The 12517-nt window shown below is 48.6% G+C and carries 13 protein-coding genes; all 13 read right to left on the reverse strand.

Annotation, left to right across the window (positions count from 1 at the left end):
• Positions 1 to 207: 207 nt before the first annotated feature.
• The 13 genes from AC3WTJ_RS35555 to AC3WTJ_RS35615 all read right to left on the reverse strand — a co-directional run bounded on the left by AC3WTJ_RS35555 (position 208) and on the right by AC3WTJ_RS35615 (position 12346).
• Complete coding sequence (locus tag AC3WTJ_RS35555) at positions 208 to 594, reverse strand: group II intron maturase-specific domain-containing protein (RefSeq protein ID WP_492526313.1); 387 nt, start codon at positions 592 to 594, stop codon at positions 208 to 210.
• Positions 557 to 1624, reverse strand: coding sequence for a group II intron reverse transcriptase/maturase (gene ltrA, locus AC3WTJ_RS35560; protein WP_492526315.1), 1068 nt, complete (start codon positions 1622 to 1624; stop codon positions 557 to 559). The genes AC3WTJ_RS35555 and ltrA overlap by 38 nt, the downstream gene beginning before the upstream one ends.
• Positions 1625 to 2070: 446 nt before the next feature.
• Positions 2071 to 3582 (reverse strand): NADH-quinone oxidoreductase subunit N, encoded by a 1512-nt coding sequence (locus AC3WTJ_RS35565; protein ID WP_492526317.1) that lies wholly within the window; start codon positions 3580 to 3582, stop codon positions 2071 to 2073.
• A gap of 4 nt (positions 3583 to 3586) precedes the next feature.
• Positions 3587 to 5209 (reverse strand): complex I subunit 4 family protein, encoded by a 1623-nt coding sequence (locus AC3WTJ_RS35570; protein WP_492526319.1) that lies wholly within the window; start codon positions 5207 to 5209, stop codon positions 3587 to 3589.
• Positions 5199 to 7100, reverse strand: a complete 1902-nt coding sequence (nuoL, locus tag AC3WTJ_RS35575; RefSeq protein WP_492526321.1) for an NADH-quinone oxidoreductase subunit L — start codon at positions 7098 to 7100, stop codon at positions 5199 to 5201. The genes AC3WTJ_RS35570 and nuoL overlap by 11 nt, the downstream gene beginning before the upstream one ends.
• A gap of 15 nt (positions 7101 to 7115) precedes the next feature.
• Entirely contained in the window at positions 7116 to 7427 is a 312-nt protein-coding gene (gene nuoK / locus AC3WTJ_RS35580; protein ID WP_127453411.1) for an NADH-quinone oxidoreductase subunit NuoK, read from the reverse strand.
• Positions 7428 to 7429: 2 nt separating this feature from the next.
• Positions 7430 to 7960, reverse strand: a complete 531-nt coding sequence (locus AC3WTJ_RS35585) for an NADH-quinone oxidoreductase subunit J (protein ID WP_492526324.1) — start codon at positions 7958 to 7960, stop codon at positions 7430 to 7432.
• Positions 7953 to 8405 carry an NADH-quinone oxidoreductase subunit NuoI gene (gene nuoI / locus AC3WTJ_RS35590; protein WP_127453413.1) on the reverse strand — a complete coding sequence of 151 codons (453 nt, stop codon included), beginning with the start codon at positions 8403 to 8405 and terminating at the stop codon, positions 7953 to 7955. Before nuoI ends, AC3WTJ_RS35585 begins: the two co-directional genes overlap by 8 nt.
• 95 nt (positions 8406 to 8500) lie before the next feature.
• Positions 8501 to 9505: an NADH-quinone oxidoreductase subunit NuoH gene (gene nuoH / locus AC3WTJ_RS35595; protein WP_492526326.1), complete on the reverse strand. Its 1005-nt coding sequence runs from the start codon at positions 9503 to 9505 to the stop codon at positions 8501 to 8503.
• Complete coding sequence (locus tag AC3WTJ_RS35600; protein ID WP_127453415.1) at positions 9505 to 10605, reverse strand: NADH-quinone oxidoreductase subunit D; 1101 nt, start codon at positions 10603 to 10605, stop codon at positions 9505 to 9507. Before AC3WTJ_RS35600 ends, nuoH begins: the two co-directional genes overlap by 1 nt.
• A 3-nt stretch (positions 10606 to 10608) precedes the next feature.
• Positions 10609 to 11049, reverse strand: a complete 441-nt coding sequence (locus AC3WTJ_RS35605) for an NADH-quinone oxidoreductase subunit C (protein WP_276509479.1) — start codon at positions 11047 to 11049, stop codon at positions 10609 to 10611.
• Positions 11050 to 11477: 428 nt separating this feature from the next.
• The gene (locus tag AC3WTJ_RS35610; RefSeq protein ID WP_127453417.1) at positions 11478 to 11996 is read right to left on the reverse strand and encodes a NuoB/complex I 20 kDa subunit family protein; all 519 of its coding nucleotides are present in this window, start codon (positions 11994 to 11996) and stop codon (positions 11478 to 11480) included.
• On the reverse strand, positions 11981 to 12346 hold the full coding sequence (locus AC3WTJ_RS35615; protein WP_127453506.1) for an NADH-quinone oxidoreductase subunit A: 366 nt from the start codon (positions 12344 to 12346) through the stop codon (positions 11981 to 11983). Before AC3WTJ_RS35615 ends, AC3WTJ_RS35610 begins: the two co-directional genes overlap by 16 nt.
• Positions 12347 to 12517: the final 171 nt, after the last annotated feature.

Here is a 12517-nt window from a genome sequence, read left to right on the forward strand (position 1 = left end):
GCAAAAAGTTCAGAACTTTTGAAAAAAAATCGGGGGGTTATCCACTTCTGTCTATTGTACATGCAATTATGGGATTTGTGTGTGATTTGGGGGCAATTACCACATTCCGCTTTCAGGTGTAAAATCGGGTAGGAGGCTACCCATTAATTGGGTAGCCGACCTCCCACACCACCGTACGTACCGTTCGGTATACGGCGGTTCCTTAGTTTACGTGGTTACTTGTCGATAGTAATCTGAAAAGAATATGAATCCGAGTCCTTTGATGGTGTTGTTTCCGAGGGATTTTGAGAGGATAGGGCTATTGGAGGTTCTCCAGTAGCTTTTTCTTGTGTTTGCATATTCCCATGCTTGCTGTTCTTGGATTCCGAGCGATTTCAACATTGCGAATTTCGTCTTTACTCGTTTCCATTGCTTCCAGTAGATCATGCGGATCCGCCTTCTCATCCATTCATCCGTAGACTGGAGCATTTTCTTCATGTCCGCTATTTTGAAATAGTTTATCCATCCCATTATGTAGCGTCTTAGTCTCTCTGCTCGGTCAACATTGCCTACTCCATTACTTCTCGATGTAAGCTCTTTTATTTTGCATTTCATCTTTGCGATGGATTTTGGGTGAATTCTGACCTTCGGTTCTCCTTTTCGTTGGTAGAATGAGAAACCAAGAAACTTGACTCTCGTCGCTTCGTTCACTGCCGTTTTTTTCCCGATTCACTTTGAGGAACAATTTCTTCTCGATGTAGGGAAGAATATTTTCCAACGTCCGTTCTGCACTTCTTTTGCTTTTGCAGAAGATGAGGAGATCGTCCGCGTAGCGCACAAACTTGTGGTTGCGGCTCTCCAGTTCCTTATCCAATTCGTTCAGCATGATGTTGCTCAGTATTGGACTCAGGTTTCCCCCCTGCGGCACGCCGATTTCGGTCTCTTCAACGCGCTGTTTCACGACTACGCCAGCCTTCAGATATCTGTGTATGAGTGAAATGACTCTCCCATCTTTGATGGTTCTCGATAATACTTCGACGAGCTTACTTTGATTCACCGTGTCGAAGTATTTCTCCAAGTCCATGTCGACTACATATTTATATCCTTGCGCTATGTTGCTTTGGCTCTTCCGAATGGCGTCATGCGCGCTCCGTTTGGGACGAAAGCCAAAGCTATTCGCTGAAAATTGCTTCTCATAGATGGGCGTAAGTACTTGGGCAATTGCCTGTTGGACGACTCGGTCAACAACCGTTGGGATTCCCAGATTTCTTTTCTTTCCGTTCTCCTTCGGTATCTCTACCCTTCGAACGGGATTCGGACGGTACTTTCCGTCCAGAATGGATTGCTTGATGGCTTCGCCGTTCTCTTTAAGATATTGCAGAAGTTCATCTACTTTCATCCCATCGATTCCGTGTGAGCCTTTGTTCGCTTTGACTCTTTTGTACGCCTGATTCATGTTGTCGCTGCTCACAATTTCCTCAAGCAATCCCTTCTTCGACTCGTTTGCGTTGGCGTCGTCCGTTTCAGTTATCCTCACAGGATTATGCACTCCTGCATATCCTTCGTGTTCCGCACTATCTTTCTGCACAGAGTCTTCCTTTCTTGGAAGTTGGCTGCCTTTCACTCCTGTATTGGTAGCTTTCATTGACTAAACACCTCCTAAGGTTCAGCCCTTCCCTCGTGTCGTCGACTACCCGAGGTACTATGGCTTCTGCTGACTTCTCATGATAAATCTTGTTTCAACCGTGATTCGAAGTTGATCTCCTCACGTCCATGAGATCTCCCACGGTAAGACGATTCACTTTCCTTCCGTGTACCCACATCATTTACACTGGTATGTCCGTGTAGTTAATTGGACTTCGTTTTGTAATGCAAACTCATCCCATAACCTGTGCCTGATGATATTCGTGTTCCTTGGGTCAGAAGTTTGCCTCCAGCTTCCTTCAGATTCCACCTCGCGGAGGACACCCTTGCTCTTGGCTAGTGGTTGGCAACTACAAGCCCCCACAGCGGACTTTCACCGCCTAGTTAATCGCCATGCGTGGCACACATTAAAAAGCCCTCCCCAGCAAGGGGAGGGCTCATTCGTATTTACATCAAGATAAAATCCTTCGTAAGCATGAAGATAGATTCAATCCATTTGAGTACAAGATGCGGCACCAAACCTAGCACTACGCTGATAATAGCACATAACCAGGCTGTTATGCCCAAAGCAATAGGTACCTTGACCTCAGCCGACTCGTAATCGCTGCGCATAAACATTTGGCGAACGACACCAAAGTAGTAGTAGAAAGATACTACGCTCGTCGCGATCATAAGGGAGCCGAGCCAGTATTGATGGGTTTGCATCGTACCGAATATGATGTACAGCTTACCGAAGAATCCTCCGGATATCGGGATTCCAGTTAAGGACAACACAATCAGCACCATGGCAGCAGCTGTAAAAGGAGCACGGTAATACAGACCTCCGAAACCCTTGGCCTCGGTATGCCCCTCTGCTTGCTCAATAATCATCAGTACGGCGAAAGCACCGATGTTCATGAACAAGTACGCGATCAGATAGAAAATAAATTCAGAGAAATTCGCGTAGTGGACACCAGAGAAGTACGTCGCAATTGGAACAAGCAAGTATCCCGCATTGGCAATTCCCGAGTAAGCCAATAACCTTTTCATGTTCGTTTGCTTCAGGGCAATGAAGTTACCGACCACCATGGCGATAGCAGCCATAACGGAGATAGCCAGGAACACATCGGATTGGAATTTCGATTCCTCGAAAGAACTAAACCCGAACAAGACGTAGAAAACTCGGAAAAGGATGGCGAAACCAGCACCTTTGGACACGACAGCCAAGAAAGCCGTCACAGGCGTCGGTGCGCCTTCGTAGACATCCGGAGCCCAGCTGTGGAAAGGGGCGGCGGCTATTTTGAAGCCGAATCCGGCAAGCAGCATGAAAAATGAAACGTAGAGCAGTGGCTCGTAGGAACCAATGAGCGATGGGAGCGCAGCGCCAATCTGTGCAAGATTGCTCGATCCGACCATCCCATATAGGAAGGACATGCCATACAAGATGATGGCAGAGGATACACCGCCCATCACTAAGTATTTAAAGGCTCCTTCATTGGACTTCCTATCTTTCTTCTTCATCGCCACAAGCAAGTACGAGGTAATACTAAGCAGTTCCAGCCCTACGTACAGCGTAATTAAATCACCCGAGGATGACATAATCATTGCGCCGAGCGCTGCAGGCAGATAGAAATAGTAGTACTCACCTACATGCGGGATTGTATCTTCCTTCACATAACTTAGACTCATCAGAACGACGAGACCTGTTCCTAGCAGGGTGAACAATTTCAGCAGATTGGAGAAATCATCCACTCTATAGCTTTGATTGAGCAGTTGAATCGCCTCATCCGGATTCAACTGAAGCAAGACAAACACGCCGGAAATCACAAGGCCGACCAAGGTCAACCATCCAATAACGGAACGACTTAACCTGCTTGGCAGGATCAAATCCAAGAGAGATAGGATGATCGCGGTGGCAACCAGCGAAAGTTCAGGGAGCAGATGCGCTAAATCGGCGACTTGGAGTCGAAGCTGTTCCACCGGACTAACCTCCTATCTTCCCGGCTACGCTTTGGATCAATTGATCCAAGCTGCCTATCGTTTGCTGAAGCGGCTGGCTCAGCACGCTTGGGTACACCCCGAGCAAGAGGATGAACGCCACCAAGGTAATCATCGGCACCGCCTCGATTAATCGTGCGTCGCGTATCCCTTGCAGGACCAGGTTTGGCTGCTTAGGGCCAAACGTGATGTTTAACACCCCGCGCAGCACGTACACCGCTGCGAGAATGATCCCCAGTGTACCGATAATCGCGTACACCCGGTGTGTCTCGAAGAGTCCGAGGAACGCGAGGAACTCACTGATGAAGCCGGATAAGCCCGGCAATCCGAGCGAGGCCATTCCCGCAATCAGCAGAATCCCGCTGATGAAGGGAACCGACGAGGCGAGACCGCCTAAGCGATCGAGCTCGGTCGTGTTCGTCCGCTCGTAGATGCTGCCGACGAGCAGGAACATCAGGGCCGAGATCAAACCGTGTGAGATTAGTTGGAACACGGCTCCCTGGAGGCCCGACACGTTAAATGCGGCGAGTCCGAGCAGGACGATGCCCATATGGCTGATACTCGAGTAAGCCAGCACGAGTTTGAAGTCTTTTTGCACCATCGCGAGAATGGCGCCGTACACGATGTTGATAACGCCTAGGAGGGCCAACATCCAGGCCCACTGCTTCGCCTCCGCCGGAAAGAACAGAATGCCGAAGCGGATAAGGCCGTATGCCCCCATTTTGAGCAAAATACCGGAGTGAATCATAACAACAGCAGGCGGAGCCTCTGTGTGTACTTTTAGCATCCACGTATGGAACGGGAAGATCGGCAGCTTAATGCCGAAGGCGACCAGCAGCATAATGAATACGGTCCATTTCATGGCTGGGCTTAGGAAGAACGGCGCTCCCTCTTGATTCACATAAGCGGCGGGATCTTGCAGCAAATTATGCGCAATGGTATGAATATCCCCGCTGTAGTAAATGATAGCCTCTGTCTGCGAAGGATCTTGGTTGAAGCCTGCCGTGCTGACAAGGATGAGGAACGTGATCAGCATAATCGCTGAACCAAGCCCGTTGTAGAGAAGGAAGCGGTTTGCCGCCTGCTCTCTCTTCATATAGCCCCATATGCCGATCAGGAAGAACATCGGCACGAGAGTGATTTCGAAGAACAGGAAGAACAAGAAAAGGTCCTGGGCCATAAAGACGCCGAACATACCGGTTTCTAGCAGCAGGAATAAAATAAAGTACGTTTTCCACCGTTTCTTGATGTACACCGAGGCTAGAGCAGCCATGGATGACACAAGAGCGGTTAAAAATACAAGCGGCAATGATATTCCATCAACGGCAACGCTGTATTTGAATTCAAAGAAATAAGATGTGATTTGTTGAATCCCCTCATGGTTCAGCGGAACTTTGATCCAGTCGAGTTGTTCTTTGTATTGAATCGGATCACCCTGAAAATTGTAATCAGAATACAACCATGCCGCCAAAATAAGCGGAATCAATGTCGTGATAATACCGATCGTTTTAATTAAACGGCCGCGATCACTTCGAATGAAGAGCAAGACCAGCACACCGAGCAAAGGTGAGAAAGCGATTAGACTGAGTATAGGTAGATTAGCCGGCATGGATGAACCTCCTTCCTGCGATGGCGAGCGCCAAGATCAGCATCCCTAGAATCATGATGACGCCGTAGGTCTGCATCTGGCCATTCTGAAGACGGGAGCCCAAACGCCCAAGACTGACGACAGTAAAGGCGACCAAACGCACGATACCATCAATGATGTACACATCAATCAGTTCAAGAATCCATCCTAGACCTCGCAGTGGCTTGACGATAAGACTGTCATAGATTTCATCCACGAAATATTTACGGTTGAGCAGTGTATATAACCAAGGCAACTTACCGGATACGACATCCCGCGGAATCGTGCGTTTCAGGTAGATTAGGTACCCTAGACCAATACCAAGCAACCCGGCGAGTGTGGATAAAATAATAACGATCCAGTTGGCTTTCTCGTCATGTTCTTGACCCGTTAACCAGTGCCCCAGCCATTCGTTGAACGGCGTATTTACAAACCCCGCAACCACAGCAAGTACAGCCAAAATGATCAGCGGTATTGTCATCGTGGAAGGCGATTCATGCGGCTCATGGGCATGATCGTCGTGCCCGTGCGCTTTCCCTCTAGGCGAGCCAAGGAAAACCAGGAAGAACAGTCGGGACATATAAAAGGCGGTGAAGAATGCCGCAATCACACCAACCCAGAACAACAGCTGGTTATGTTCATACGCTTCTGTCAAAATCATATCCTTCGACCAGAACCCTGCGAATGGGAAAATTCCCGAGAGCGCCAAGGTTCCGATGGCAAATGTCCAGGTCGTTATTTTCATTTTGCGGGATAGGCCGCCCATCTCATTGATGTCCTGCGTATGCACGGCGTGAATCACGCTGCCTGCGCCCAAGAAGAGCAAAGCTTTGAAGAAAGCATGCGTGAACAAATGAAACATCCCTGACGTATACGACACGCCAATGCCGAGCGCCATCATCATATAGCCAAGCTGACTTACTGTCGAATAAGCGAGAATACGTTTGATATCGTTCTGCGCGATTCCGATCGTCGCCGCAAAGATGGCCGTAAAGCCGCCCACATAAGCAACAACCATTAAGGCATCCGGCGAAGCATGGAAAATGTCAAACGTACGCGCCACTAAGTACACCCCTGCGGCAACCATTGTTGCTGCGTGGATCAGCGCACTGATCGGCGTGGGGCCTTCCATAGCGTCAGGCAACCAGGTGTGCAGCGGGAACTGGCCTGATTTCCCTATCGCCCCGATAAAGATCAGAACGGCAATCCAAGTGACGATAGTCGGATCAATTTTGCCCGTAGTGAAGGCATTATGTATAGAGGTAAAATCAAGTGCATGCCCCGGCATGTACCAGAACAGCAACAGGATGCCAAGGAACAGGCCTACGTCCCCGATCCGGGTAACGATGAAAGCTTTTTTCGCTGCAGCCTTCGCCTCTGGCTTGAAGTACCAGAAACCTACAAGCAAGAAGGAACATACCCCTACAAGTTCCCAGAAAATGTAGAGCTCTAACATGTTTTCCGAAATAACCAGACCTAACATGGAGAAAGAGAACAGAGCGATATAACCAAAGAACACATGGATTCGCTCGTCGCCTTTCATATAACCTCTAGAGTAAATATTAACGAGGAGAGAGACCAACGTGACAATGACCAGCATCAGGGCGTTCAAATTGGTGACCTCAAACCCCATACTCAAGGTAAAATCACCAACTTGCAGCCAATTCAGCTTATCCCACGTATAATCCTCAACTTTGCCGCCGATGCGTTCAACAAATATCAGCACAGCGACGATAAATGAGGCGAACATCGCAAAAATACTGATATAAATGCCCAAGTCCTTTAATTGACGTCCCATAGCCGTAAGCGCTAGAAAAGCAATCAACGGAAACAACGGAATGAGCCAGGCGTACTGTGAATAGTCCGATACCATATCCTTGTTAGCCTCCTAGCGCTTCATAGAATCCAAATCCGTTACATCTACTGTTCCTCTATTTCGGTAAATCGTAATAAGAATCGCTATCCCCACAGCTGCTTCTGCGGCTGCAATCGTAATGTTGAAGAGTGAGAAAATTTGACCTGTCAGCGCTGGATGATCCCCGAGTTTGGAGAAAGCGATCAAATTTAAGTTCACCGCATTGAGCATCAACTCAATTGACAATAACACGATGACCCCATTTTTTTTCGTTAAAGCGCCGTACAGACCGATACAGAACAGGATTGCAGCCAGCGTGAGATAGGGAGTAATAATGTTGCCCATAGCTAATCCTCCTCTCTCTTCGCTACGATAATAGCGCCGATGAAAGCGACTGTCAGCAGCACAGACATGATTTCGAATGGAATCACGTGCTGGTTATACAACAGCTTGCCGATTTCTAATGTGTTGTCTTTGCCGGCATCTAAAGAGCCTTGTGAGACGAAGGTCGTTTTTTGAATCGCATAAAATAACACCCCGAACAAGCCCAAAGCGCCAACGATCGCCAAACCTTCGTGCCAAGGACGCCTTGGCTCATCCTCTTCCCCTTGTCTGTGCTTCGTCATCATAATGCCGAAAATCATGAGGATCGAGATGGCCCCTGCATAGATCAACACCTGTACGAATGCAACAAACTCGGCTTCAAGGATAATATACAACCCTGCTAAGCTAATGAACGTAAGCGCAACGGCAATGACCATATGAACAACTTTGGTAAAAGAAATCATAAAAATCGCTCCGCCGATGGCCAGAAGGGCGAAAATGAAGAAAGCCCAGCTTGAACCGCTTGAGAGGAAATCACCAATTCCGCTAAACATCTTTTTTGGCCCCCCCTTTTGGCATGGCCGAGTTATTCTCCTGACGAATGTTTTGGTTATTGTCATTCAACCATTGCAAATTTTTGAAAAGATCATCGCGACTATAGGAACTTAGCTCGAAATTATTTGTCATGACGATTGCTTCCGTCGGACACACCTCTGTGCAAAGATCGCACAAAATACAAATTTCGAAGTTGATATCGTACGTATCAATGACCTTACCCTTTTTCTCGGGGTCCGGATTGGCTTTGCCCGTCAGAGTAATGCACTCGGTTGGGCAAATACGCGCACATTGATTGCACACGATGCACTTCTCTGGGTCAAAATGTTGAATACCGCGAAAACGATCCGGCATTTTGATCGGGACCTCAGGGTATGCGTACGTGATTTTTTTCTGTGTCATACTTTTCAACGTTACGCCTAAGCCTTTGATTATGCCCTTCATTTGGTTCACTCCTTAGAGTTTCCGTAGGAAACTTGCATCGTAAGCATACACTGAGTTTTGCTTTAGCAAAACTGACATCGTAAGCGCAGGCTTTGTTAAAAGATCGTCATAATGATCGCCGTTACCAGCATATTGACAAGCGCTAAAGGAAGCAGCACTTTCCACCCAAATCCCATGAGCTGATCAATTCGTACGCGAGGCAACGTCGCCCGCAACCAGAACAAGACGAATACAACGAGGGAGAATTTCAGCAGGAACCAGATGATCCCCGGAATAAAATCAAGGAATGGGAACGGCGCATGCCATCCGCCTAAGAAGATCAGACTCGTTAATGAAGCAATGATAAACACGTAAACGTATTCCGATAGCATGAAAAATGCAAAGCGGAAGCCGCTATATTCCACGTGATAACCTGCTACAAGCTCAGACTCTGCTTCGGGCAGGTCAAAAGGCGTCCGGTTAAGCTCCGATACACCGGCAATGGCGAAGATGATGAAACCTAGAATTTGAGGAATGAAGTTCCAATGCCAGAAGCCTCCGGCTTGATGGTCAACAATGGTATGCAGATTTAAACTGCCTGTCATCATAATGACACCAATGACGGAAATGACGAGCGGTACCTCATAACTGATCATTTGCGCTGCTGAACGCATGCCGCCTAGCAAGGCATATTTGTTATTTGATGCCCAGCCCCCAAGAATAATCCCAATTGTAGAAATCCCTGTAAGCGCCACGTAATAAAGCAGACCCGCATTCAAATTCGCATTAAACATACGATCCGAGAAAGGAATTGCCGCAATAATCGTAAACGAAGGAATGAACGTAATGATTGGCGCCAAAATGAACAGTTCACGTTCCGCCTTTTTGGGAATGGTATCTTCTTTAATCAGCAGTTTGAACACGTCCGCGACGCTCTGCAGAAGCCCTAGCGGCCCTGTTCGGTTAGGTCCGATCCGCAGCTGCATCCAGCCAATAACCTTCCGCTCAAAGTAGATCGCATAGGTAACGAAGCCAAGAACCAACAGCAGCATAACGACGCCCCAGAAAAGGAAAACGAAGAAGTTCGTCCAGGTTAGACTCTCTTCCAGCAAATTTACCATTAGGCATCCACCTCCCCAACGACAATATCGATGCCGCCCAATATCGTAATCAGGTTGGTCATCGATTCACCGACCAGGAGTTTGGGCAATATTTGTAGATTTACGAAGGACGGTCTGCGGAATTTCAGACGGAATGGCTCTTGCTTGCCTCGGGAAATAATATAGCAGCCGATTTCTCCACGAGGAGACTCGATAGCCGCATACACTTCACCTTCAGGAGGACGAATCACCCTAGGCACCTTGCCCATAGTTTCCCCTTGTTCAGGGAACTGTGCCACTGCTTGCTCCAAAATACGCAGGGACTGTTTTACTTCTTCCATGCGTACTAGATAGCGATCATAGCAATCGCCGCCGCTTCGTACAGGCACATCGAATTGAAAGCGATTGTAAAGGCTGTATGGCTGCGTTTTGCGGATATCCCAGTCAACACCCGTACATCTTAAGTTAGCGCCGCTAAGCCCATAAGCAATGGCTGTATCGGCGTCATATTTACCTACACCCTTAATCCTTGAGAGAAATATCTCATTTCCGGATACAAGGGTATGATATTCTTCCAATTTGCCGTACATATACGGGATAAATTTCTTAACTTTATCGATCCAACCATCTGGAGCATCCCATTTTACCCCGCCTACACGCATGTAGTTGTAAGTCAAACGAGCTCCGCAGAGTTCATTGAACAGGTCAATGATAATTTCCCGATCACGGAAAGCGAATAAGAACGGACTCATCGCTCCGATATCCAGCAAATACGTTCCCCACCACACCATATGGGAAGCAATCCGCTGAAGTTCCATCACAATCAAACGAAGGAATTCCGCGCGTTCCGGAACTTCCAGTCCCATCATTTTCTCAACGGCATGAACGAGAACGTAGTTCGTCGTCATGGCAGAGACGTAATCCATACGATCTGTATAGGGAATAATTTGCGTGTAACTCAGATTCTCAGCCAACTTCTCTGTTCCTCTATGTAGATAGCCCATAACGGGTATAGCTTCTTTGATGATCTCTCCATCCAGCTTCACAATCACGCGGAAAACGCCATGCGTACTAGGATGCTGAGGACCAACGTTTAGCAGGAGCTCTTCTGTCCGTAACAAATGCTACACCTCCGGGTCAAGCGGTTCGTAATCTTTGCGCAGTGGATGGCCGACCCAATCGTCAGGCATCATGATTCTTACCAGGTTGGGATGCCCGGGGAAGTCAATTCCCAGCAGGTCATACACTTCCCGCTCATTCCAATTCGCGGTTGGCCACACAGGAGCGACAGATGGGATACTTGGCTGATCCCGGTCTGTTTTGACCTTCACACAATACTCGCGCTTGTGCGTGAGGGAAAGCAGATGATACGCCACTTCCAGATGCGTCTCTTGATCCACACCGGAGAGATTGCGCAAGTAGTCGCAGCGCAGCTCTTCGTGATCCCGCAGCGTCAGCGCAGCCTCCGGCCAGCGTGAGCTGTGAATGACAACGTAAGGACGGTGTCCGTCCCTTTCGTTAATGAAGCTATCGACGACGGCCTCTTCGCCGGCGCTTTCTTTCAAGATCGCCACCAGCCGGTCCAGCAGGGGCTGGTTCGGCGAAGGCTCTTTCGGCGCGGCAGGCTCCGCCGCATCGGTTTTCGCTCCGCGCGCGCTAGCTCGCGCTGCGCGTGCTTCTGCGGCGGCCTGCGCTTTGGCCGCCTTCTCGTCATCCCCTGCAGCAGCAGGGGATGGAGGTGCTGCCGCCGACGCGGGCTCGCCCGTCGGCTCAGCGGCCGCCGCCTTCGCCGCTAGTCGGGCGGCTCTCGCCGCGGCGCGCTCCGCGGCCTTCTCTTCGGCGGTCTTCTCCGCCGCTTCAGCCGCGGGCGGTTCGCTCGCCGGTTTAGCCTCAGCAGCAGGCGTCGACTGCTCTGTATTTCCTTCAGCCTTGGTCTCTTCCGCAGGGGCTGTCTGCCCGACCTCGACCTTCTCCTCCGGTTTCTTATCCTCACTCATCGGTTGATCACCTGCTTACCGGTCTTCGCTTCATAGCGAATCTTCTCCTGAAGCTTGTTGATCCCATAAATAAGTGCCGCTGGATTCGGCGGACAACCCGGTATGTATACATCAACCGGAACGATCTGATCTACACCTTTGACAACGGAGTACGATTTCACGTACGGTCCGCCGGCAGTCGCGCAAGAGCCCATAGCGATAACCCATTTCGGCTCCGGCATTTGCTCATAAAGACGGCGCAGCAAAGGAGCCATTTTCTTCGTAACTGTCCCTGCTACAATCATCACATCGGATTGTCTAGGGGACGTACGGAAGATGACTCCAAAACGGTCTAAATCATAATGCGATCCGCCCGTACCCATCATTTCGATAGCACAGCAAGCAAGACCAAACGTTAAAGGCCAAAGTGAATTACTGCGAGCCCAAGCTTTCACCTGCTCCAGTGTTGTCATAAATACGTTGCGGTTTAACTCTTCGCGTTCTTCTGGGGAGATCGACTCTAGACTGAAGTCCATTGCAGCACCTTCTTCTTCCAAGCGTATATTAATCCTATGGCTAGCAAGGCTACAAAAATGCACATTTCCACTAAAGCAAAAAGTCCTAGCTGATTAAAAGCAACAGCCCAAGGATACAGGAACACGGTCTCTACATCAAAGATGACAAACATCAACGCAAACAAATAATATCGAATGTTAAACCGGATTTGCCCTTCACCAACAGGCTCGTTCCCACTCTCATACGTCGTATACTTCTCCACAACGGGTTTGCTCGGTCTTAACCATTTGCCTATCGTAAGCGCTGCCACCGGGAGGAAAATACCTAACCCAAGAAAAATCGCTACGATTACATAGTTATTTGTGTACATCATCTGAATGTAACCGCCTCCATTCTTATTTACTTTCTCAAATCATTGATTCAAATTGGTAATAATCACCTTCAATATTATACCAAAAGAGCACAGGGGAGTCGATGACTAATTCCAAGCCCCCTTTTTTCCATACTTTGTGAGTAGAATTTCCATAACTTTCAAGAATAA

The organism is Paenibacillus sp. FW101-FHT12H11, assembly GCF_058790355.1.